Origin of the sequence: Colwellia sp. RSH04 (assembly GCF_003545765.1) — a bacterium.
GTDB lineage: Bacteria > Pseudomonadota > Gammaproteobacteria > Enterobacterales > Alteromonadaceae > Colwellia.
Map to the genome: position 1 here is coordinate 1 of NZ_QXIO01000004.1, position 23,518 is coordinate 23,518.

The following is a 23,518-nucleotide window of genomic DNA, read 5'->3' on the forward strand; positions in this document are numbered from 1 at the left end:
ATTGTAATACCACGCTCACGCTCTTCTGGAGCATTATCGATTTGTGCGAAATCACGAACTTCACCACCGTGTACTTTCGTTAATACCGCAGAGATAGCAGCTGTTAACGTAGTTTTACCGTGGTCAACGTGTCCGATAGTACCAACGTTTACATGCGGTTTCGAACGTTCAAATTTTTCTTTAGCCATTTTAAAATACCTCTGGGTATAGTAATAATTTACTGTTTAAGTTTACATTTTTAATGTTGAGATAAAAGGATAGATAATCTTAAGAATGGTGCTGATAGGCAGATTCGAACTGCCGACCTCACCCTTACCAAGGGTGCGCTCTACCAACTGAGCCATATCAGCATTCATTTACAAAGATTGGAGCGGGTGGCGGGAATCGAACCCGCTTCATCAGCTTGGAAGGCTGAGGTAATAGCCAGTATACGACACCCGCTTCGTCTATCAGAGTATCTCTGTTTTTTAAGTTAAGCTTATTTTGGCATTAAAGCTTAACTTGAAATATGGTGGAGGGAGGTGGATTCGAACCACCGAAGGCGGAGCCGTCAGATTTACAGTCTGATCCCTTTGGCCACTCGGGAACCCCTCCATATTTTCACTAACACTTATTGAGTGCAATACCAAAGCAAGCTTTAGTATTAATGGTGCCGACTGCCGGAATCGAACTGGCGACCTACTGATTACAAGTCAGTTGCTCTACCAACTGAGCTAAGTCGGCACTACATTAAGTGGTGCGAATTCTAGAGTAATGTTTTGCCCCTTGCAATAGCAAAATTAAAAAAATTCGATGTTTTTTCTTGTTTGAACGGCGTTTGTCGTTTTTTTACTCAAGCTAACGCTGTTTTTACTCAGGAAATCGTTATTTTATCTATTTTTCGTCGTATGCTTGCAAACCTTGAAAGACCAAATCATCAATGACTATCGATTCTAAACGTAATAGCGATTGAAGTACTTTGGCATTGCCGCCCGTTAATAACACCTTTTCAATTTTAAAGTTTTCAAGCTCTGCTTGCATTAACGCATGATGAATTGCACCTACTGTAGCTGCCCAACACGCATTATTAACATTGTCACTGGTATTACGACCAAACGATAAACTCGCCTGCTTCGTGTTTGTTGCTAAAACCTTGGTTGTATTTGCTAAGACACTCTCAAATAAAGTCGCTACCCCCGCAAGTATCCAACCGCCTTGATGGCAACCTGAAGCAGATAGCACATCTATTGTCGTTGCAGTACCGGCATCAACAATCAAAACATTGGTGTTAGGGAATAAAACATGACTTGCAATCAATGTTAACCAGCGATCAACACCTAATTGCTCTGGTACATCATAAGCCGAATATACTACACCTTTTTGTTTTTCACTATAAACACGCTGGAAAGCTATAATATTATCTACACACCAAGACTTTACCGTATCGGTTATTTCTTCTTTAGCTACACTTGCTAAAATTACTTTTTTGATGCCCGTAAAGTGCTCATCTAAGCTGTCTTTATTAAATGATGTATTTTCTATCACCTTTATTGGTGAGCGAATACCTTTTTCAAGCACCACATACTTAGCACGGGTATTGCCAATATCAAGTAACAGAATCAAGAAGCACCTCGCAAACTTACCTCACCACCATAAATAGGCTTTAGTTGCCCATTAACTTCTAACATTAACGCGCCTTGGTTATTAATACCTCGACAAATTCCCGAAGTTACGCGTTCGCCCGTGAGTAGCCTTACTGCTTTGTTGAGAAAAACATCTTGCTGATGCCAATCATCAAGCATGGGTGTAAGCCCATGGTTTTGGTGTTCAACAAGTCGCGCTCTTAAGTGTTTAATGATACTGGCGCTTAACTCACTTCTATCTATATTTTTTGAGCAATGACTTTGTAAATCTGTCCATTGTTGATCAATTGCTTTCGCAGCTTGCTCTGGCATATTCAGGTTTATACCAATTCCAATCACACTATGGCTTGGCTCTAATGCCTGCCCTTCTAAATCGATTAAAATACCAGCTAATTTTACACCATTAATATAAATATCATTCGGCCATTTTAATTGAACTTGTACATCACAGTACTCTTTAATAGCATCACTCACGGCTAACGCTGTTACTAAACTCAAGCCCATAGCAGCTGATAAACCTTGCTCTAAATACCAATACATTGATAAATATATTTGCGAACCAAAAGGAGAAACCCATTTTCTTCCTCTACGGCCCCTTCCTGCACTTTGACATTCAGCTAAACAAACTTGTCCTTGTGTTAACTGATTTGGTAATCGTCTCATTAGGTAATCATTAGTTGAATCTATTAAGTTATGAACCTCAACAACAATGCGGGTATCATTTAATAAACTATCAATTGTATTTTTATCTAATAAATTAATTGGTTGAGATAACCTATAACCTTTGCCAGTAACACTATATATATCTAGCCCTAATTCGGTTAATGCTTTAATGTGTTTAGCAATAGCTGTTCTACTCACATTCAGTTCGTCGCCTAATTGCTGGCCTGAGATAAATTGACCTTGCGCTAACGATCTAATTAAATGCTGCTTTATCACTTTAGTCATAAGTTAACTCACTGATTGGGGTGAAGTGAGTAAACGAGGCAAAGGGTTGCTCACCTTGTGCTGAAATCATCCGAACTTCAGGGGTTATTTCAATGTTAAATACCGCTTTTATGTGTTGCTGTATATACTTAGCCAAACTCAATACATCTTTACCCGTGCCTTGACCATAATTAACTAACACTAATGCCTGTTTTTTATGAACACCGACCTCTTTATAGATAGCGCCTTTTAAGCCTGCTTGCTCTATCAACCAACCTGCAGCCAATTTTATCTCACCATTGGGTTGAGGATAACTTGGTATTGATGGATACTTACTTTGCAGTTGCTCAAACATCTCTTTACTTACAACGGGATTCTTAAAGAAGCTCCCAGCATTGGGCAATTTTTTTGGCTCTGGTAGTTTGCTCTGACGTAAGGAAATCACTGCATTCATAATGGTTTTAGCGCTTGCCGTATCGGGCAGTGTATTTAAACCATGATAAGAAGTTTTTCCTTGCCAACCTTTAGGAAGATCCAGGGTTACTTGAGTAATAATACCTTTATTATATAAGCGCCCTTTAAATATACTATCTCGATAAGCAAACTGACAATCATGGTTAGACAGCGTTATTAGCTTTTTACTGGCGAACTCGAAAAAATTTACCTCACGGCAAAAATTTGCAAACTCAACACCATAAGCGCCGATGTTTTGCACCGGAGCAGCTCCCACACTCCCTGGGATCAAAGCAAGGTTTTCTAAACCGTTTATGCCTTGCTCAATACATAAGCTAACTAAATCATGCCAATTTTCGCTTGCACCCACTTGAACACTATAGTGGTCGTTATGCTCGGTGATCTCTATACCTGAAAATTTAGGCTGTATGATTGTCGGCGCTTGTTCATCAACAAATAACGTATTGCTGCCATCACCTAGAATATAAAAGTGTTGCTCAATAACTTCTGTCATATCCGCTATTTCTTGTAATGCTTCAATACTATTTGGCTTTAGTATTTTTTCACTAAATGCTTTCACGTTGAAACTATTCTTAATTTGCAGACATTGTTGAAGACTACTATTCATAAAGCGTTAATAAGACATGTATTAAAAAGAAAGCATTGTACTGAAAAAAACACCATAACTCCATGAAGTCACTTTCTTATGATGCGCTCCATCAACAGGAGACAGTGATTAACTTCTGGCACTTGACCATCATTCATCCGACCATTACTCTGAGTCAACCAACACTAATAATAAAAATCATCATGAAAAATAGTCGCTTGAATCTTGGCCCAGCAATACTAGTTACTGCAGCTTTTATTGGCCCTGGCACTGTCATAACAGCAACATTAGCTGGTGCTAACTATGGTTACAGCCTTTTATGGGCATTATTATTTTCAATTATTGCGACCATTATTTTACAAGAAATGTCTGCACGTTTAGGCATAGTGACTCGTCAAGGACTTGGTGAAAACATTCGCACCAGCTGCAAAAACCCTATAGCGCGAGTAATAGCAGTTTCATTAGTGGTAAGTGCGATTGTCATTGGTAATGCCGCGTACCAAGGCGGCAATATTTCAGGTGCGAGTCTTGGTTTAGAGAGTATCTTTGCAAAGCCAGCTGTATTCGGTGCATTCTCTTTTTGGCCATTAATCATCGGATTATTCGCTTTCGTCATTTTAATTTCAGGCAATTATAAAATCATTGAACGAGCTCTCATTGCGTTAGTTGGCTTGATGAGTTTAGCTTTTTTAATTACCTTCATTATTACTAAACCAAACCTTATCCAGTTTTTTTCAGGCCTATTTATTCCGTCATTACCAGACGGCGCAGCGCTAACCGTTATAGCGTTAATTGGTACAACGGTTGTGCCTTATAATTTATTTTTACACAGCGCCAGTGTCAGTGAAAAATGGCATAACGTTGAAGATATTGATAAGGCTAAGCAAGATTTATATTTATCGATCCCGCTAGGCGGTCTCATTTCTATTGCCATAGTCTCTACCGCAGCCAGTGCTTTTTTTGGACAGAACATCAATATAACCAGTGCAGCAGATATTGCTCCTGCTTTACAACCCTTATTTGGGGATTTAGCAGGCTTTTTTATTGCACTTGGACTTTTCTGTGCGGGTATTTCTTCTGCCGTAACAGCTCCTTTAGCCGCAGCTTACGCACTTAATGGCATTTTAAATTTGAAAAAACAACTCAACTCGAACGCCTTTAAAGCAATTTGGGGGTCGATATTATTATTGGGTATTATCATTTCGTCATCAGGTTATAAACCTATTAATGTCATTTGGTTTGCCCAAGTTGCTAACGGGGTTTTATTACCTGTTGTGGCAATATTTTTATTATGGGTGATGAACACTGTGGCATTAAAAGAATACAGAAATACAAAACTACAAAACGTATTAGCGTCATTTGTCATTATTGTGACGCTAATGCTTAGTGCTCGTAGCTTAATGTCAGCGTTTGGTTTGCTATAAATAGCACTATTCGTCAGAGAAAATAGCCACATAGGTTTCATCATCTGCCGTTTTACTCGCTCTATACATACCTTGAGTATTAAACGGCATAGCGATATTACCTTGTTGATCGATTATAATTACGCCACCCGTACCGCCCACGGGTTTTAAAACGCTATTAATCACTTCATCGCCAGCCTGATGAATCGACTTACCTTGGTATTTCACGCGCGCACATATATCTGCGGCTACATTGTAGCGAATAAAATACTCACCATGTCCTGTGGCTGATACAGCACAAGATTCATTTTCAGCAAAAGTTCCAGCACCTATTACCGGAGCATCACCTATACGACCAAAGCGCTTATTTGTCATACCCCCCGTTGAAGTGCCTGCGGCAATATTCCCGTATTGGTCTAACGCCACCGCACCCACAGTACCAACTTTGTATTCAGTTGAAAGGGTTTTATGTGCCGCCTGATAATCTTTCGTTGCTTGCTCTTCTTTCATTTTCTTTTTTGCGCGTAATAAAGATTGATACCTGCTATCAGTATCAAAATGTTTATTATCAATTAGCGGGACACCTTTATTATGTGCAAATTGTTCAGCGCCCTCACCGCTCAACATGACATGAACAGACTCTTCCATCACTAACCGCGCTAAGTTAATTGGGTTTTCAATACGTTTAACTCCTGCAACAGCGCCCGCTTGACGGGTTTTACCGTCCATAATAGAGGCATCTAGTTCATGGGTTTCATCATGGGTATACACCGAACCTTTACCTGCATTAAAAAAAGGTGAATTTTCAAGTACGTTAATCGCAGCCGTAATCGCATCTAAACTTGTCCCACCACGATTTAATACCGCGTAACCTGTATTAATCGCTTCGGTCAGTTTTGCGCGATATGCTTTTTCTTTTTCAGGGGTAAAACGTGATTTTTTGATCACACCTGCCCCACCGTGAATGGCTATTGCAATGGGTGATTTATCAGCAGCTTTTATCGATAGAGGCTCAGTTGTCGCTGCACTTAACTGACAAGTAATTAACACAGCTAAGGCTTTAATGCCGTTTATCAATGTTTTATTAAACGTTCTTTTAAGTGCATTTTTAGGTAAAGAAAGAGAGATGTTTTTTGAGCTAACCGTTATGTTACGCATAATGTGTTTTCAGCAGAAAGAGGATTATCTCAATCTGCCGAAAAATAACCTTAAAGTAAAGCTCACCATGCTAATTATCGAAAATAACAACAACTACAACATAACTACGCTAGCAACAAAGTAAGCGATTAACGTTAAGCCACCGCCAAATAACGCATACGGTAATTGCGTTTTTACGTGTTCAAGTAAATCGCATCCTGAAGCTATCGCAGAAACACAAGTGGTATCTGATATAGGAGAGCAATGATCGCCAAACACACCACCACCAAGAATGGCTGCAATCACCAATGAGGGCGGTAACCCTAAAGTTTGAATAAGAGGTACACCAATTGGAATTAATATCGCAAAAGTTCCCCAAGACGTTCCTGTGCTAAAAGACATAGCAGCACCTGCAAGAAACAACATAGGGACTATCATCACCACAGGTAAATAATCACCAACTAAACCAGCAATAAAGATACCAGTACCTAGCTCTTTCAAACTAGCACCTAACGTTAAAGAGAATAATACAATGGTCACCAAAGGTAAGAGTTCACTTAACCCTTTAAAGCCAACATCAACTAATTCTTGATGAGTAAATCGTTTCGAGAAAAGCAGTAAAAAGTAAGCAACAGCTACTGCAAAGCAAGTTGCATATAAAACCGACTTGCCGCCACTGCCTTGTGTTATATCCCCATTGCCCGTCCAAAACATAAAAAAGAACATGGCGACAACCATGCTTAGTAAAGGTACTACCATGAAACGGGCTTTTGTTGCAGGTACTAGCTGCTCTTTCACTAAGGCATGATTAATAGGTTGATCGGCTGATGACTCTTGTTGAAGCTTCATTTCACTTTCTTTCATCGGGCCATGAACTTTATCAGTGATGATGGTGTAAGCCACTAATAGCAGTGCAATAATGGCGTAAAAATTTAGTGGAATGGTGCCCCATAATATAGAAACCGTAGATTGACCCAATTCATAATTATTAAGTAAACCAAGTACATATGCCCCCCAGCCATTGAGAAGAATAAGAATACAAATTGGCGCACTGGTGGTATCAATCATAAAGGCTAAGCGCGCTCGACTCATTTTAAATTTATCAAATAAATCGCGAGATAAAATCCCTGCGGTTAAGACACTTAAGTTTGATTCAATAAATATAACCACCCCAGTAAAGAAGGTAACTGAGCCGACTTGCCGTTTACTTTTAGCTATGCCTTTACTGACCAGTTTATTCACCATAGCAGTTACACCACCAGAGTTTCTAACATAGGCGAGTAAAGCACCGATGAGTAAACTAAAAACCAGCAATCGCGCATTACCGGGTGAGCTAATCACAGAAACCACTCGCTCTATCAAGCCCAAAAATGCTTGAAATAAACTAACCCCATCACCTTTGGTTGCTAATAATAACTCTGATGAAAAAACCGCAACCAATAATGCGGCTATCACTTCTTTTTTCCATAAAACAATTATAATTGCGATCAACGGTGGGATTACTGAAAGCCATTCCATAAAGAACCTTTAACTCTGAATTATTTAAAACCGTTGCAGTGTTACAAAAGCAACCTTGAATAACAAGTCATAGTTTTAGGTTATCTATACAACCTGAACGGGGTAAGTAAAAAGGCCCAAGAAGTAAAACTACTTGGGCCTTCGCTTCAACGTTATTACATCCATGTAATTTATATTAACGGTTAATAATAACTGTCCTCTTTATTATGAACCTGTGGGTCATCAATAATGTCATTAATATTCACTTCAAAATTATTATTATTTTGTGCACTAGATAAATAAATCGTTCTGGTTGAACCGTCAATCCAAGTCACAGTACCGCTACCTTTTGTACTACCGCACTTCATTCCAATATGGATATCGCTAAATTTCATCATTAGCCCCCCTTTTTAATTTAATAAAATTAATTTGATAAAATATAAACACTTAAACGAGTGTAGGTTACGTAAGACAAAATGCCACAACACAGCATTGTTTATTGTTAGATATCATCACACATAAATAGTTCACTATTCACTCAAGAATAAACTGCTATATAAAAAGGGGGTCACATAATTATGGAGAATAAGACAAACCCAGCACGCAATGATGACTTGCCCCTGTTACTGAAGGCATATTACTTTTTATCTCGTTAACATGAGCATAAGCAAGCCATGCAAAGGCCATTGCCTCAAGTGAGTCACCGTCTATACCGAGTTCAGATGCGGTAACTAAATCATAACGATTTTGACTCCCTTCTTCATGTAAACTATTAGCGAGTTGCTTCATTAACGAATCGTTATGAACACCGCCGCCGCAAGTAATGACTTTAGCCTTTTGAGATAACTTTTTTATCTCATCAGTAATAGAGTTAGCCGTTAACGCGACTAAGGTTGCTTGAATGTCTTGTGCTGAAATTGATACGGCGCTTGACTCTGTAAATCGAGATAATTGTTGTTCAAGCCACGCAAAAGTAAAATACTCGCGGCCAGTGCTTTTAGGGGCTACTACACTAAAATAGGGATCAGACAGTAATTGAGCCAACAAAGGTTGATTTACCGTACCTAAACTTCCCCACTGACCTGACTCATCATAACAATGCTTCGATTCAGGGTTACAGTGCACAAACCAATCATCTAACAAGGCATTTCCAGGTCCTGTATCAAAGCCTTGTACACTTTTTTCTTTTAGCTTTGGTAAATAACTGATATTGGCAATACCACCAATATTCACAAAAAAAACATCTATTTCCGCATTGTTAAACAATTGTTGATGAAACGCAGGAACAAGCGGTGCTCCCTGCCCACCTAGGGCAATATCTTTTTGACGAAACTGACCAACCACGTTAATACCCGTTAAACAGGCTAACGTTTGACTACAACCAATCTGCAAGGTAAATGGAAATTCACCACTAGGTCGATGCCTTATAGTTTGGCCATGATTACCGATGGCAGTAATAGCATCTGCTGGTATGTTTTTCTGCTGAAGAAAGGTGATAATGGCTTTGCTAAATAGATGGGCAAGTTCAATATCTAAACTACCCGCTAAATCTATTTCGTGATTACCCGAATCATAAAATGATTTAATACGTTGCGCTAACTCAGCTTGATAAGATTGAAAATAGCTCGCGACAAGCTCAATAGTTGCTTGGTCATTGTGCTCATGTTTAGTAAAACGCACCAGAGCTAAATCAATGCCATCAGCACTAGTACCAGACATTAAACCGATAAAATACATGTCTGACTCCTTAGCTTTATTGTTTAATCACTCGGTGTTAATGTGCGTTTTTGTTTTACTGATTCTGGTACTGCTGATGACTTATTCATCGAAATAAAAGCACTTTTAGAACCTTCTAACGAAAGTAAACGCTCACGAGCTAATGCAGTAAATTTTGCTTTGTACTTTTTATCAATAGGTTTAGCGTCAGGTAATTTTACCGTTCTAGGGTTACGATGAACGCCATTTAACAAAAACTCATAATGTAAATGAGGACCTGCCGCTAACCCTGTTGCACCAACATACCCAATAACCTGGCCTTGTTTAACGCGTTGCCCTTTTTTGACAGCACGTTTAGAAAAGTGCAGGTATTTAGTAACAATACCATTGCCATGCTGAATAAATACGTAATGACCATTGTACTTATTATAAGTTGAATGAGTGACTTTACCATTACCCGCGGCTACTACAGGTGTGCCAGTTTTAGCCGCGTAATCAACCCCGCGATGTGCTTTCCATCGCTTTTGAACAGGGTGAAAGCGTTTTCGTTTAAAACTAGAACTAATATATTTAAAGTTAACTGGAGCGCGCAAAAAGGCTTTACGCATACTTTTACCGTCTGGTGTGTAATATTCGTCATCAGTAAACCTTACGGCCTGAAAGACTTCACCTTGGTTAATAAACTCTGCCGCTAATATATTGCCAGTGCCAATATATTCTCCATCAACATATTGCTGCTCATAAATCACATGGAAACTATCGTCACCACGAATATCTTGTGCAAAATCGATGTCCCAACCAAAAATATTGGCAAAGTTAATGATTTGAGCATCAGACAACCCCGCTTTAACACCCGCATTCCAAAAGCTAGAAGTAATAGTGCCATGACTAAATGTCTCTCGTACTTCTATTTGTTTACTCTCTTTATGAGATTGATATCTGTCACCAACCAAATCAATAAACAAGGTATCTGTTTTAGATAATGGGTATTCTAATGCCACCAATTGACCATTATCATCACTGGCTATTTTTAGCTCATCGCCAACATCAAGCTTTTTCAACAACTTACTGTCTTCACCTTTTGCTGTACTCACTGCATAGGTTGTTTGAGCGCTATAACCAAGACGTTTAAAAATGCGCGCAAGTGAATCACCACTTTTTACTTTTGCCGTTTGCCACTGATAACTTTGTTTGATTGAAGGTAATTCATTCGCAGGTTCTACAACATCAATTTTCCCTACAGGTACACTCGGTTCAGGCTCAACAATAGATGGCATTTCAATTGGGGTTATGGTTTGAGCTTCTCCATTTTGTGGTAAAACAACTTGATAACGCTTACCTACCGTAAGCATTTCAGCTTCTTCTTCAGCATCTTTAGTAGGTGAAATTAAAATAATCACGATAACGAATAATAAGGCCGTTATTATGATGCGATGAATTTTAGGAAGCTGTAAAAAAATTTCTGTAAGGTTTTTCAACGAATGACTACTTTTGATCTTTTCAATTGAGCGCTTAAGGCATCAAAACATTAACAATTATCACTTACTATAACAAAACTTTTCTAAAAAATACTCACTGAAATGCTATTAAGGTTTTATCCTGTAGCCAAAGTACAGTAGAATTCGACCATTCGCGATATGTTACAAAAAATGTTCGCCATACTTTTCAACCTAAAACGATGTAGTGGAGCCTAGGAATGACCGATGTCAGTCAAGCGTTTGCCGAGATAAAACGTGGTGCAGAAGAAATTTTGCTTGAAGATGAATTATTAGAAAAATTAAAAACTGGCAAGCCATTAAAAATTAAAGCAGGTTTCGATCCCACTGCTCCTGATTTACATTTAGGCCATACCGTTCTTATTAATAAATTACGTCAATTTCAACAGTTAGGTCATGAAGTAATTTTTCTTATTGGTGACTTCACGGGTATGATTGGCGACCCTACAGGTAAGAACGTTACGCGTAAACCATTAACTAAAGAAGATGTTTTAGCCAATGCTGAAACATATAAAGAGCAAGTATTTAAAATACTTGATCCAGCCAAAACCACAGTTGCCTTTAACTCAACATGGATGGATAAAATGGGCGCTGCTGGCATGTTAAAGCTTGCCTCTCGTCAAACGGTTGCCCGTATGATGGAGCGCGATGACTTTAAAAAACGTTATGCAAATGGTCAAGCCATTGCGATTCATGAATTTATGTACCCGTTAGTACAAGGTTGGGATTCTGTTGCTTTAGAGTCTGACGTAGAACTTGGCGGTACCGATCAAAAATTCAATTTATTAATGGGTCGTGAATTACAAAAATCTGAGGGCCAGCGTCCACAAACCGTATTAATGATGCCGTTACTTGAAGGTTTAGATGGCGTACAAAAAATGTCTAAATCATTAGGCAACTATATTGGCATAACTGATTCACCAAGCGACATGTTTGGTAAAATCATGTCAATTTCAGACGATTTAATGTGGCGTTATTACGAATTATTAAGCTTTAAAGAACTTGACGTTATTGAAGGCTACAAAGCTAGCATTGCGGCAGGCTCTAACCCACGCGATGTAAAGATTGACTTAGCCAAAGAGCTTATTGAACGCTTTCATGATGAAAAAGCAGCGCAAGCAGCACATGAAGAGTTTATTAATCGCTTCCAAAAAGGTGCAATGCCAGATGAAATGCCTGAAATCGAGTTGTCTCCTGAAGGCGGCGAAATTCTCATTGCCAATTTATTAAAAGAAGCTGGATTAGTCAGTAGCACCTCAGATGCAATGCGCATGATTAAACAAGGCGCAGCCAAAATTGAAGGTGAAAAGGTTAGCGATAAGAGCTTAGTTATAACAGCAGGTAGCACAGCTGTATATCAGGTGGGTAAACGTAAATTTGCTCGCGTAACGGTTAAATAGTTTATCAACTCACTATCAATAAACTGAATAACCCAAGCAATCTTCGGTCATTAAGTGCGCAACACTCGCTCACTTAACGATCGAATATTTAACAGTTTTACGCTTACTCTGTTTTATAATCATAAGTATTAGCGTTGACCTGCACCATTAGCCAGACCAACTGTTCTATCTGGTTCTTACTCAATAAACCTTGTGCTGAGCAAGGAATTAAACCGTGCTTTTTCCTTATAATCCCATAATTTACTTCACTACCTTTTCTTGATCTAAATCATAACGATAAAACATAAGATCGTTAAACTGTGACATATTGTCGCAGTTAACTCAGTTAATTGCGCTCACAAAATTTATAATTCGAGCCATTAATGTTATTACCATTTTTTAAACATTTTCCGAAAAAAGTCTCTACAACGTTGATACAACTTATTGCGTTGACCTTGTGTGTTGTTTTCCCTGCTCAAGCATTGTTTGTTAGTCCTCCTAAAGACCCAATGCCATTGATTAAAGAAATTTTTCCTGAGCAAACCAAAATTAGTGACAAAGTTGCCGCTAAAGAAGGCGACCCTATAGTTTGGACCATTTACAAAGGTGAAGATGTTATAGGTTACGCCTTTGAAACAAATGACTTGGCAAAAATCCCTGCCTATTCGGGTGAGCCAGTTAATATGCTTGTTGCGATTAACCCTGAAGGTGTCTATCTCGGTGCTAAAGTACTTGAGCATCATGAACCCATTATCTTAGCGGGTATACCTGAAACGAAATTACATAAATTTGCCGATCAATATAACGGTTTAAGTGTTAAAGACCGATTAAAAGTCGGTGGTAACCAAACCGAAGGTATTGTTCATATAGATGGCTTATCAGGCGCAACAGTAACCGTGATGGTAATGAATGTTGCGATTGTAAAGGCCGCCACTCAAGTAGCTCGTTCTCTTGGCATCATTAGCGCTAGCCAAGAAATTATTCAACCGATGGGTACTATTTACCCTGATGTATACTCCAAAGCCGATTGGACGACCCTGACAGGTGATGGTTCTATTCGCAAATTGTATTTAAACCGCAAAACAGTTGATGAAGCGTTTGTTGGCACTGAAGCTGAGCATGTTGATGAAGCAACGGCTGAACAAAAGCAAGATATGTTTGCTGAAATATACTTTGCACAAGTCAATATTCCGACAATAGGTCGCAATTTACTTGGCGATACTGAATACGAATACCTGATGTCCAACCTTAAAGAAGGTGAACATGCACTTGCACTTATGGGTACTGGTTATTCATTTAAAGGTTCAGGTTATGTACGTGGTGCTATCTTTGACCGAATTCAGGTATTACAAAACGGTGAAGCCTTTGCCTTTCGAGACCTAGATCACACGCGTTTACCAGACATTTATATTGATGGTGCTCCGCGCTTTAACGAGCGTTCTATTTTTATCATTCGTGAGCATCATGAATTCAACCCAGCGTCAGATTGGCAATTAGAATTATTAGTTCGTCGTCAAACGGGTCCTTTAGACAGCATATTTACTAGTTTTAAAGCAGACTACCATACTTTAGACAAATATATAAATCGTCCGCCAGTCATTATGCCAGAGCCTGAATTAACACTTGCTCAACAAGTATGGAAAGAAAAAAATTCTGAAGTCATCATTTTATCAATACTTATGGTTCTTCTGCTGGCATCACTGTTTTTCCAAGATATTTTAGTACGTCACCCTACCTTTATGCATAACTTCCGTCACTTATTCTTAATTATTACCGTGGTATTTATTGGTTGGTCGTGGGGCGGGCAATTATCAATCGTAAACGTATTTACCTTCTTACAAGCCTTTATGTCTGACTTCTCGTGGGATTTATTCTTACTTGACCCAATTATTTTCATGTTATGGGGTGCTGCAGCAGTCACTATGCTGTTATGGGGTCGTGCTGTTTATTGTGGTTGGTTATGCCCATTCGGTGCATTACAAGAATTAATTAACGTGTTTGCGCGTTACATTAAAATCCCACAGTTTGAGTTACCTTGGGCGGTACATGAACGCCTATGGGCTATTAAATATTTAATTCTACTTGGCTTGTTTGGTTTATCGATGGAGTCGTTAGCGACTGCTGAACAATTTGCCGAAGTAGAACCTTTCAAAACCACCTTCTTATTAAAATTTGATCGCGAATGGCCATTTATTATTTATGCCATAGCTTTATTAGCGATTAACGTGGTTAACCGTAAATTCTTCTGTCGTTATCTATGTCCGCTAGGTGCAGCATTATCAACCAGTAATAGCATAAGACTATTCAGCTGGTTAAGACGTCGCCCTGAATGCGGTCAACCTTGTAAAACCTGTGCTAAAGAATGTGAAATTCAAGCGATTAACCCTGATGGTGAAATCAACATGCGTGAGTGTCATTACTGTCTTGATTGCCAGGTAACGTATTTCAATGAAGAGAAGTGTCCACCATTGAAGAAACTAGCACGGAAAAAGCAGAAGTTTAAAGAAGCAGAAATACCTGCAGTCAATGTAGCTTAAAAAAGATTTAACGTAGTAATACAACAAACATAATTAGACAAGATTTTAAAAGTGGAGAAAAGCAATGAGTAAAGAAGAGAACAGCTCCAATGAAGTAGCATTGGAAAATGAAGGCCGTCGTAAGTTTTTCGGCAAAACAGCTTTAATTGGTGCTGGTGCAGTAGCTGCCCCTATGACAGCAGCTATGTTCGCATCTACTGCTAAAGCTCGTGCTGCAGAAGCTGGTAATAGTGCTGTAGTTCACCCGGGTGAATTAGATGAGTACTACGGTTTCTGGTCAGGTGGTCACTCTGGTGAAGTACGTATTATGGGTATTCCATCAATGCGTGAACTTATGCGTATCCCTGTATTTAACACTGACTCTGCTACAGGCTGGGGTTTAACTGACGAATCTAAGCGTATTAAGGGCGAAAGTGCCGATATCATGATGGGCGATTCTCATCATCCTCATATGTCAATGACTGATGGTCGTTACAATGGTAAATACGTTTTCATCAACGATAAAGCAAACTCTCGTGTAGCACGTATTCGTTGTGATGTAATGAAAGTTGATAAAATGATCACTATTCCTAATGTACAAGCAGTACATGGTTTACGTGTTCAAAAAGTACCGCATACAAAATACGTTGTATGTAATGGTGAGTTCGAAATTCCAATGAATAACGACGGTAAAGCTGGCATGGAAGATGTTAGTACTTACCGTTCTTTATACAATGTGATCGATGCTGAAAAAATGGAAGTTGCTTTCCAAGTAATGGTTGATGGTAACTTAGATAACACCGATGCTGATTACGATGGTAAGTATTTCGCGTCTACTTCATATAACTCAGAAATGGGTATGAACTTAGGCGAAATGATTTCTTCTGAACGTGATCATGTGGTTGTTTTCAACCTTGCACGTTGTGAAGCAGCGCTTAAAGCAGGTAAATTCAAAACTTACAATGGTAACAACGTACCTGTATTAGATGGCCGTAAAGGTTCAGAATTAACTCGTTACATACCTGTACCTAAGTCTCCTCATGGATTAAATACTTCACCAGACGGTAAGTACTTCATGGCAAATGGTAAATTATCACCAACAGTATCAATTATCGCTATTGATAAATTAGATGCTTTATTTGCTAATAAAATTAAAGAACGTGACACCATCGTAGGTGAGCCAGAATTAGGCTTAGGTCCACTTCATACTGCGTTTGATAATAAAGGCCATGCTTTCACAACGTTATTCTTAGATAGCCAAGTAGCTAAATGGAATATTGAAGAAGCAATTGAAGCGTACCAAGGTAAAAAAGTTAACTATATTCGTCAAAAGCTTGATGTACATTACCAACCAGGTCATAACTCAACGTCTTCAGGTGAAACGCGTGACGCTGATGGTAAATGGTTAGTCTCGCTTTGTAAGTTCTCTAAAGATAGATTCTTACCTGTTGGTCCATTAAAACCAGAAAATGATCAATTAATTGATATCTCTGGCGATGAAATGAAACTTGTTCATGATGGTCCTACTTTCGCTGAACCACATGACGGTACAATCATTCACCGTAGTAAAGTAAAACCAAATAAAGTTTGGTCGCGTGATGATTCAATTTTCGCTCCTACCTTGGCACAAGCTAAGAAAGATGGCGTAAATACCATGACTGACAACAAAGTTATTCGTGATAAGAATGATCCTAAGAAGGTACGTGTTTACATGACATCTATCGCACCGAACTACGGCATGACTGAGTTTAAAGTTAAGCTAGGTGATGAAGTAACGGTTATCGTAACTAACTTAGATATGGTTGAAGATGTAACCCATGGTTTCTGTATGACTAACCACGGTGTACAAATGGAAATCGGTCCACAAGCGACTTCTTCTATTACCTTTACAGCGAATAAACCAGGTGTTCAATGGTACTACTGTAACTGGTTCTGTCATGCGCTACACATGGAAATGCGTGGTCGTATGTTAGTTGAAGCATAAGCGTTAACTTCATACTAAACAGTTTAGTAACTAAAAACCTGATGCGTTAGTATCAGGTTTTTTTATGGATAAAAATCAACAACAGAACGTGTTCTGTCACGCAGCTATACAAACTAAACGTGGAAATGCGTGGTCGTATGTTAGTTGAAGCATAAGCATTAACTTCATACTAAACAGTTTAGTAACTAAAAACCTGATGCGTTAGTATCAGGTTTTTTTATGGATAAAAATCAACAACAGAACGTGTTCTGTCACGCAGCTATACAAACTAAACATGGAAATGCATGGACGACTGTTAGTTGAAGCATAAGCGTTAACTTCATACTAAACTGTTTAGTAACTAAAAGCCTGATGCGTTAGTATCAGTTTTTTTTATGGATAAAAATCAACAACAGAACGTGTTCTGTCACGCAGCTATACAAACTAAACATGGAAATGCGTGGACAACTGTTAGTTAAAGCATAAGCGTTAACTACAATTGTTTTGATACTGTTATTTCGTATTAACGTTTTAATTCAGCAGCATACAACACATCATTATCTTGTACATAAAACTGCTCTGCATCAGCATGCTGCCACCAATGCAACCATGTCTCTTCATCCACTTTATTGTCAATTAAACTATTATGTTGAAGTGGTTTTGTTAAACTTCCAATAGACATCTGCACACCATATGGTGAACGACGTTTAATCATATTTGGAGTAAGCTTTGCAGGATCATCAAGACCGATACTGCCGACTAATTCATAAAAGCTTTTTAATGTGTTTTGATGAAAGTTTTTAACGCGTTCACTTTTAGCTTCAATATCTATCGCTAAAGCACGAACAGGATCTTGCGTCGCAATGCCAGTAGAACAATTATTTGTATTACATTGCCTTGATTGAATACAACCAATGGCCATCATCATAGTCCGTGCTGCATTAACAATATCTGCGCCCACAGCTATTTTGGCCAATAAATCGAAACTTGAAGCTGTTTTCCCTGACGCTATAATTTTAATTTGCTCCCTAAATCCCATACCGACTAAAGCATTATGAACAAAATGAACACCTTCTAAACATGTCATACCCAGCCTATTACTAAACTCTACCGGCGCTGCACCTGTACCACCTTCAGCACCGTCAACAGTAATAAAATCTGGTAATATTTGCGTTTCATGCATCGCTTTACATAAGCTTAAAAATTCAGCTGGATTACCGATGCACAATTTAAAACCAACAGGTTTCCCACCACTTAAAGTACGTACTTTATCAACAAAATTCAGCAACGCTTTAGGTGTTGTACACTCAGGGTTCACAGCTGGAGATACACAATCTTTGTCCATACTGATATATCGTATTGCTGCAATTTCTTCTGTAATCTTAGCCTTAGGCAAAACACCACCATGACCCGGTTTTGCCCCTTGGCTTAACTTAATCTCAATCATTTTAACTTGCGGTAATAACGCCGTTTTTTTAAAACTCTCTTCAGCAAAGTTACCTAAATCATCTCGACAACCAAACAAACCCGTACCTAATTGCCAGACAAGATCTCCACCATGTTTTAAATGATATGAACTAACACCACCTTCACCTGTGTTATGAAAACACCCCGCTTTTTTAGCTCCTAAGTTCAATGCCTCGATAGCCGACCAACTCAAAGCGCCAAAGCTCATCGCAGAGATATTAAGATATGATGCATTATATGGCTGTAAGCAACTAGTTGAGCCTATAGTGATACGCTTAGCAGATTCTATGACTTTACTTGGTGCTAATGAATGCCAAAGGCTAAGGTAGTTATCTTCAAAAAGATCTCGTTGTGTACCAAAAGCGATGGTATCTCTGACATTTTTTGCACGTTGATACACTAAACTACGTTGTTCACGATTAAAGGGCTTTTCTTCAGTATCATTCGCAATAAAATATTGTTGTATTTCAACGCGAAACGATTCTAATAGGTAGCGAATATAAGCGACAACAGGATAAAGCCTGTTTAAGCTATGCTTACTATACTTGAGATCATAAAACCCGATCGCGGTATAACTTAAGGTAAAAATTAAATACAAACTTGCAGCAGTTCCACCTTGAGCACTAAAAAAGTAAATCGCGGTTAAATTACCAAGCCCTGCTATTAGCCAGTATACCTTTTGCATTATTGTCATGCTTATTCCTTGCGCTTTAAATCTGAAAGTTTTTTTAATCAGGATCAACTGTCTTTCGACAAATAATGATATGCTATATCCACTCAAAAATTTGTGTAGAAAATCCTTTGTATTTGTTAAACATAGTAACACCTAATCTAAAACTGACCAGAAAAGTTTGCCTCACTTTTAGCTACTTTTTGTTGACCTTCAGTTCAGCAACTTTTGCTACAGATTTTCACTTATCGCCTGGTGATAATTTACAAAGCGTTTTAGATAGTGCTAATGATGGCGATATTATTACCCTTGAATCGGGTAGCTATTTAGGTAATTTCATTATTACCAAACAAATTACGCTACAAGGCCCTAAAACGGCTTCAGCAAAACCCGCCATCATTGATGCTCAAGGCAAAGGCCATGCTCTTGTTGTTAAAAATTCAAACATTACCATTCAACATCTCAATATTATGAATTGGGGTTATGATTTAACTGATGAAAACTCGGGTATTTATGCCAACGACAAAGTAAGTCATTTAACGATTAACAATAATTTTTTAAAGGGCGATGGCTTTGGTATTTGGTTAAATAAAATCGATAATGCCAAAATATTCGCTAATAAAGTTGAAGGGAATCCAACGCTTAGGTCTGCTGATAGAGGTAATGGCATTCAAGTAGCTAATGTGTCTCACAGCCGCGTCTATCATAATGAAACCTACAATGTAAGAGATGGTATATACGTTATAGCCAGTAAAAATAATACCATTGAAGGCAATACCATGCACAACTTACGTTATGGTATTCACTACATGTATTCGTATGATAACTCTATTTTAAATAACGCCGCTTATGAAACTCGTGCGGGTTATGCCATGATGAGCTCACGCCGTTTGATTATTCAAGGCAATAAAACCCGCGATAGTGAAGATTATGGATTTTTATTTAACTACATCACTTATTCAACCATAAAACAAAACCATATTACCCGCGTGTGGACCAAACCAGAAAATAAAGTACTTGGACGTGACGGTAAAGGCTTGTTTGTTTATAACTCAGGCTTTAATACCTTTACTGATAATATTATTGATACCGCTGAAATTGGCATTCACTTAACGGCTGGCTCAGACGGCGTTAAAATTTACGGTAATTCCTTTATTAATAATCCGACACAAGTCAAATATGTCTCCTCAAAAAAGCAAGAATGGAGTGAAGAAGGCCAAGGAAATTATTGGAGTAATTACCTTGGCTGGGACATGAACAATGACAATATTGGCGACACAGTTTTTGAGCCTAATGACGGAATAGATAAATTGATTTGGCAATACCCTGAAATGAAAATGATTATGGACAGCCCAGCGATTCTTATTTTACGTTGGGTTCAACGTCAATTTCCGGTATTAAAGCCGCCAGGTATTAAAGACAGTCATCCCCTAATGACATCACCGCATACTCAACAAATTTCAGACTTGTTAGCTAGCCAGCATGCAGCAACAAAGGAATAATACCATGACAACCCCAATCGTTTCTCTTACCGATGCCGGTAAAAGCTATAACAAACTAGATGCCTTGCAATCAGTTACCATGACGCTAGGTGAAGGTGAAGTGCTAGGTTTATTTGGTCATAATGGCGCAGGTAAAACTACCATGATGAAGCTAATTCTCGGTGTTATATCGCCAAGCAGAGGCCAAGTTGCTGTTATGGGTATGGCGCCTGACTCCAAAGAAGCATGGCATAGCCGAACAAAAATAGGTTACCTTCCTGAGAACGTAAGCTTTTACGAACAATTAACAGGCTTAGAAGTACTGACTTATTTTGCGAAGCTAAAAGGCTTTAATAAGAAACAAGCAATAGACTTACTAGAGCAAGTGGGTATTACCCATGCAATGAAACGCCAAGTTAAAACCTACTCAAAAGGTATGCGACAACGCTTAGGATTAGCGCAAGCCTTTATTGGTGAACCAAAGTTATTATTGTTAGATGAGCCCACTGTTGGCCTTGATCCCATTGCCACAGGTGACTTCTATCGCACAGTGGATCAACTAAAGTCTCAAGGCTCTAGTGTCATTTTATGCTCACATGTATTACCGGGCGTAGAGCAACATATCGACCGTGCGATGATTTTGTCTTCAGGTCAACTACTTGCTATGGGGAGCCTGTCAGAACTTCGCCAGCAAGCGGCACTTCCTGTTCAAATTAAAGCCCACGGACTCAATGGCGCGATGGCTAATCATGAGCATTTAGCTCACTTTATATCACCAACCTGCTCACAAACTCTTAATGTGCCTGAAGCAGAAAAGATCAGTGTACTGAAAACCTTATTAGGCTTTGAACACATTGAAGATGTCCATGTGGAATCAGCCAACCTCGAACAAGTGTATCAGCATTACCTTGCTTTGCATGCACAGCAGCTACAAGCAAAAGGGCAAAACTAATGAAACAAATTTTTACCGTAGCTAACAAAGAGTTTCATGACGGGTTAAGAAATCGCTGGTTAGTCTCAATTACCCTTATTTTTGCATTACTTTCTGTCGGGTTAACCTATTTTGGTGCTGCAGCCTCTGGTGAAATGGGGGTTACTTCGCTCTCAACCACCGTAGCGAGTTTAGCCAGCTTAGCCGTATTTCTGATCCCACTTATCGCATTATTACTCAGTTACGATAGTTTTGTTGGTGAGCAAGAAAGTGGTACTTTACTGTTACTACTGTCTTATCCATTAAGTAAAAGCCAATTGTTATTAGGTAAGTTTATTGGTCAGGGTAGTATAATTGCCTTAGCAACTTTAATTGGTTTTGGCGCCTCAGCAGTGCTGCTTTATTTCCAGTTAGAAGATGATGCCATTCTCAGCGCCTTTTCGCTATTCATACTGAGTGCAATTCTGTTGGGTTTAAGCTTTACCGCGATTTCTTACTTGATCAGCCTGTCAGTGTCAGAAAAATCAAAAGCAGCTGGATTCGCACTTATCACGTGGTTTTTATTTGCTTTGGCCTTTGATTTAGCGCTATTGGCCTTACTAGTTGGTGTTGAAGATGGTATTAGCCAAACAGGGTTAACACAACTGATGATGCTTAACCCCGCTGATATATTTCGTTTAGTTAATTTGGCTGGTTTAGATAGCAGCGATGTTAATGGTGCCTTAGCGGTTGCCATTAATGCCAGCTTATCTCAAGGTCAATTAATTACCGCATTAACCGCTTGGGTTGCTATTCCATTAACCTTAGCAATTTTCATTTTTAAAAGGAAGAAACTCTAATGGCACACTTATTAAGAACCATTACCCTTACCATCGCTTTACTCGCTTTATCTGCTTGTTCAGATAAAGCTGAACAAGAAATGCTTCATAAAGCGGTTGCTATTGAAGCCAGTGACGAATGTCATTTATGTGGCATGCTAATTAAGCACTTTGATGGCCCAAAAGGTGAAGCTTTTAGAAAAGAGCAAGGCAGTACCGTTTTCAAGTTTTGCTCTACACGAGATTTATTCAGCTATTATCTTGACCCTGAAAATAAGCGAAATGTCTCACAAATGATGGTTCACGACATGAGTAAAATGCCATGGGGTACAATTAACGATGAACATTTTATTGATGCGAAAACAGCATGGTACGTAGCTAACTCATCACAAAAAGGAGCTATGGGCGCTACCTTAGCAAGCTTTAGTCAAGAAGCCGATGCCAAAGCCTTTGCAGAAGAGTTTGGCGGTAATGTCTTACACTTTAAAGATATCACTATAGAAGTGCTGCTATAACACTGTTGCCTTTATAGAAAACAGTAACCAACAATGCCGCCAATAAGCGGCATTTTATTTCTGCTAAGAAACTCCCCTCATTCACACTCTTTTTAAAACTCATGACAATTGTCACATCAAATTGATGACAAAGCTCTCTAAACTCTTTTAATGATTTATCTAATACTAGTCGGGTCAACTAAAAAGGAGCATGACATGAATATCAACAAAACATTACTTACATTAGCAATAACATTACCGATGACTTTTAATGCACTGGCAGGCCAAGCTGAAATAGATACCATTGAACAAGCAGCAGGAACCCTAAACATTTCTGCATTAGAAACAATCGCACAAGAAGTTAGCGGCTATGATAAAGCACTTGCTTATTACCGCCTTGGTTTAAGCGAAAACTTATCTGGTCAAACTGAACCAGCAATTGTAGCCATTGACCAAGCCATTGAACTGTTAGAGCAACTAAATAGCAATTCAGTTGATGATGTTGAAATCAAAGCATTATTGGCGCAAGTCTACGGTTACAAAATTGCACTAGAGCCACTTAAAGGCATGTATTATGGACCAAAATCAAATGAAGTTTTGGCTCAAGCGAATGCTTTAGACCCAAACAACCCGAGAGTGCAATTAGTGACTGGTATTAGTAAATTTAGCACTCCAGCAATTTTTGGCGGAGACAGCAAAGAAGCCTATCAAGCATTCGATAAGGCAATTACTGCTTTTTCAACAGACAGCAATTCTAATTATCATTGGGGGTTTGCTGAAGCCTATACATGGCGAGGTCTGACTTACTCAAAAGCGGGTGAGCAAGAAAAAGCTAAGCAAGATTGGCAATTAGCGTTAAATGTTAATCCTGAATATAACTGGGCAAAAATACTACTAGAACAAAATCAATAGTATAGTAGTGTTGATAGCAGGTGAGAGCA

19 protein-coding genes and 4 tRNA genes are annotated in these 23,518 nt (G+C 38.8%); 9 read left to right on the top strand and 14 right to left on the bottom strand.

The window, feature by feature from the left end; all coding sequences use genetic code 11:
* The 8 genes from D1094_RS07700 to murB form a co-directional block, all read right to left on the bottom strand.
* The coding region (locus tag D1094_RS07700) for a GTP-binding protein (protein ID WP_259337863.1) at positions 1 to 188 on the bottom strand (188 nt) is incomplete at its 3' end.
* A gap of 86 nt (positions 189 to 274) precedes the next feature.
* A tRNA-Thr gene (locus D1094_RS07705) sits at positions 275 to 350 on the bottom strand.
* Positions 351 to 366: 16 nt separating this feature from the next.
* Positions 367 to 441 (bottom strand) — tRNA-Gly (locus D1094_RS07710).
* Positions 442 to 509: 68 nt separating this feature from the next.
* Positions 510 to 594: transfer RNA gene (locus D1094_RS07715), tRNA-Tyr, on the bottom strand.
* A 53-nt stretch (positions 595 to 647) separates the two neighbouring features.
* Positions 648 to 723 (bottom strand) — tRNA-Thr (locus D1094_RS07720).
* 150 nt (positions 724 to 873) lie between these two features.
* Positions 874 to 1,602 carry a type III pantothenate kinase gene (locus tag D1094_RS07725; RefSeq protein ID WP_118959531.1) on the bottom strand — a complete coding sequence of 243 codons (729 nt, stop codon included), beginning with the start codon at positions 1,600 to 1,602 and terminating at the stop codon, positions 874 to 876.
* Positions 1,599 to 2,570: a bifunctional biotin--[acetyl-CoA-carboxylase] ligase/biotin operon repressor BirA gene (gene birA, locus D1094_RS07730; RefSeq protein WP_118959532.1), complete on the bottom strand. Its 972-nt coding sequence runs from the start codon at positions 2,568 to 2,570 to the stop codon at positions 1,599 to 1,601. Before birA ends, D1094_RS07725 begins: the two co-directional genes overlap by 4 nt.
* Entirely contained in the window at positions 2,563 to 3,630 is a 1,068-nt protein-coding gene (gene murB / locus D1094_RS07735; protein WP_118959533.1) for a UDP-N-acetylmuramate dehydrogenase, read from the bottom strand. Before murB ends, birA begins: the two co-directional genes overlap by 8 nt.
* 182 nt (positions 3,631 to 3,812) lie before the next feature.
* On the opposite strand from murB, the gene D1094_RS07740 reads away from it, so the two are divergent.
* Complete coding sequence (locus tag D1094_RS07740) at positions 3,813 to 5,033, top strand: Nramp family divalent metal transporter (protein ID WP_182440127.1); 1,221 nt, start codon at positions 3,813 to 3,815, stop codon at positions 5,031 to 5,033.
* A 6-nt stretch (positions 5,034 to 5,039) separates the two neighbouring features.
* On the opposite strand, the gene D1094_RS07745 is transcribed toward D1094_RS07740, so the two are convergent.
* The 5 genes from D1094_RS07745 to D1094_RS07765 form a co-directional block, all read right to left on the bottom strand.
* Entirely contained in the window at positions 5,040 to 6,086 is a 1,047-nt protein-coding gene (locus tag D1094_RS07745) for an isoaspartyl peptidase/L-asparaginase family protein (protein ID WP_404851456.1), read from the bottom strand.
* Positions 6,087 to 6,263: 177 nt separating this feature from the next.
* Positions 6,264 to 7,667, bottom strand: coding sequence for a Na+/H+ antiporter NhaC family protein (locus tag D1094_RS07750; protein ID WP_118959535.1), 1,404 nt, complete (start codon positions 7,665 to 7,667; stop codon positions 6,264 to 6,266).
* Between the two features lie 182 nt (positions 7,668 to 7,849).
* On the bottom strand, positions 7,850 to 8,044 hold the full coding sequence (locus D1094_RS07755; protein WP_259337864.1) for a hypothetical protein: 195 nt from the start codon (positions 8,042 to 8,044) through the stop codon (positions 7,850 to 7,852).
* Between the two features lie 178 nt (positions 8,045 to 8,222).
* Positions 8,223 to 9,383 carry an anhydro-N-acetylmuramic acid kinase gene (locus D1094_RS07760; RefSeq protein ID WP_118959536.1) on the bottom strand — a complete coding sequence of 387 codons (1,161 nt, stop codon included), beginning with the start codon at positions 9,381 to 9,383 and terminating at the stop codon, positions 8,223 to 8,225.
* 23 nt (positions 9,384 to 9,406) lie between these two features.
* Entirely contained in the window at positions 9,407 to 10,639 is a 1,233-nt protein-coding gene (locus D1094_RS07765; protein ID WP_404851458.1) for an OapA family protein, read from the bottom strand.
* Between the two features lie 419 nt (positions 10,640 to 11,058).
* Between D1094_RS07765 and tyrS the strand changes: the two genes are divergently transcribed.
* The 3 genes from tyrS (at position 11,059) to nosZ (ending at position 16,737) form a co-directional block, all read left to right on the top strand.
* A complete protein-coding gene (gene tyrS / locus D1094_RS07770) occupies positions 11,059 to 12,258 on the top strand; it encodes a tyrosine--tRNA ligase (RefSeq protein WP_118959538.1) in 1,200 nt (399 codons plus the stop codon).
* A gap of 362 nt (positions 12,259 to 12,620) precedes the next feature.
* Complete coding sequence (gene nosR / locus D1094_RS07775) at positions 12,621 to 14,774, top strand: transcriptional regulator NosR (protein ID WP_118959539.1); 2,154 nt, start codon at positions 12,621 to 12,623, stop codon at positions 14,772 to 14,774.
* A gap of 64 nt (positions 14,775 to 14,838) precedes the next feature.
* Positions 14,839 to 16,737, top strand: coding sequence for a TAT-dependent nitrous-oxide reductase (gene nosZ, locus D1094_RS07780; protein ID WP_118959540.1), 1,899 nt, complete (start codon positions 14,839 to 14,841; stop codon positions 16,735 to 16,737).
* A gap of 502 nt (positions 16,738 to 17,239) precedes the next feature.
* Here the strand turns inward: nosZ and D1094_RS07785 are convergent.
* On the bottom strand, positions 17,240 to 18,877 hold the full coding sequence (locus tag D1094_RS07785; RefSeq protein ID WP_118959541.1) for an FMN-binding glutamate synthase family protein: 1,638 nt from the start codon (positions 18,875 to 18,877) through the stop codon (positions 17,240 to 17,242).
* 182 nt (positions 18,878 to 19,059) lie between these two features.
* Here D1094_RS07785 and D1094_RS07790 point away from each other — a divergent pair, with 182 nt between their 5' ends.
* The 5 genes from D1094_RS07790 (at position 19,060) to D1094_RS07810 (ending at position 23,489) form a co-directional block, all read left to right on the top strand.
* Positions 19,060 to 20,355, top strand: a complete 1,296-nt coding sequence (locus D1094_RS07790; RefSeq protein WP_259337866.1) for a nitrous oxide reductase family maturation protein NosD — start codon at positions 19,060 to 19,062, stop codon at positions 20,353 to 20,355.
* A gap of 4 nt (positions 20,356 to 20,359) precedes the next feature.
* Positions 20,360 to 21,286, top strand: coding sequence for an ABC transporter ATP-binding protein (locus D1094_RS07795; RefSeq protein ID WP_118959543.1), 927 nt, complete (start codon positions 20,360 to 20,362; stop codon positions 21,284 to 21,286).
* On the top strand, positions 21,286 to 22,104 hold the full coding sequence (locus D1094_RS07800; protein ID WP_118959544.1) for an ABC transporter permease: 819 nt from the start codon (positions 21,286 to 21,288) through the stop codon (positions 22,102 to 22,104). The genes D1094_RS07795 and D1094_RS07800 overlap by 1 nt, the downstream gene beginning before the upstream one ends.
* A complete protein-coding gene (locus D1094_RS07805) occupies positions 22,104 to 22,598 on the top strand; it encodes a nitrous oxide reductase accessory protein NosL (protein WP_118959545.1) in 495 nt (164 codons plus the stop codon). The genes D1094_RS07800 and D1094_RS07805 overlap by 1 nt, the downstream gene beginning before the upstream one ends.
* 195 nt (positions 22,599 to 22,793) lie before the next feature.
* Positions 22,794 to 23,489, top strand: a complete 696-nt coding sequence (locus D1094_RS07810) for a M48 family metallopeptidase (RefSeq protein WP_182440128.1) — start codon at positions 22,794 to 22,796, stop codon at positions 23,487 to 23,489.
* The last annotated feature ends 29 nt before the right edge of the window (positions 23,490 to 23,518 follow it).

Coding starts and splice junctions, on each gene's coding strand:
- D1094_RS07810 (WP_182440128.1), top strand. CDS start 22,794: ATGAATATCAACAAAACATTACTTACATTAGCAATAACATTACCGATG.
- D1094_RS07760 (WP_118959536.1), bottom strand. CDS start 9,383: ATGTATTTTATCGGTTTAATGTCTGGTACTAGTGCTGATGGCATTGAT.
- D1094_RS07750 (WP_118959535.1), bottom strand. CDS start 7,667: ATGGAATGGCTTTCAGTAATCCCACCGTTGATCGCAATTATAATTGTT.
- D1094_RS07785 (WP_118959541.1), bottom strand. CDS start 18,877: ATGACAATAATGCAAAAGGTATACTGGCTAATAGCAGGGCTTGGTAAT.
- murB (WP_118959533.1), bottom strand. CDS start 3,630: ATGAATAGTAGTCTTCAACAATGTCTGCAAATTAAGAATAGTTTCAAC.
- D1094_RS07795 (WP_118959543.1), top strand. CDS start 20,360: ATGACAACCCCAATCGTTTCTCTTACCGATGCCGGTAAAAGCTATAAC.
- nosZ (WP_118959540.1), top strand. CDS start 14,839: ATGAGTAAAGAAGAGAACAGCTCCAATGAAGTAGCATTGGAAAATGAA.
- D1094_RS07755 (WP_259337864.1), bottom strand. CDS start 8,044: ATGATGAAATTTAGCGATATCCATATTGGAATGAAGTGCGGTAGTACA.
- nosR (WP_118959539.1), top strand. CDS start 12,621: ATGTTATTACCATTTTTTAAACATTTTCCGAAAAAAGTCTCTACAACG.
- D1094_RS07805 (WP_118959545.1), top strand. CDS start 22,104: ATGGCACACTTATTAAGAACCATTACCCTTACCATCGCTTTACTCGCT.
- tyrS (WP_118959538.1), top strand. CDS start 11,059: ATGACCGATGTCAGTCAAGCGTTTGCCGAGATAAAACGTGGTGCAGAA.
- D1094_RS07740 (WP_182440127.1), top strand. CDS start 3,813: ATGAAAAATAGTCGCTTGAATCTTGGCCCAGCAATACTAGTTACTGCA.
- birA (WP_118959532.1), bottom strand. CDS start 2,570: ATGACTAAAGTGATAAAGCAGCATTTAATTAGATCGTTAGCGCAAGGT.
- D1094_RS07765 (WP_404851458.1), bottom strand. CDS start 10,639: ATGCCATCTATTGTTGAGCCTGAACCGAGTGTACCTGTAGGGAAAATT.
- D1094_RS07800 (WP_118959544.1), top strand. CDS start 21,286: ATGAAACAAATTTTTACCGTAGCTAACAAAGAGTTTCATGACGGGTTA.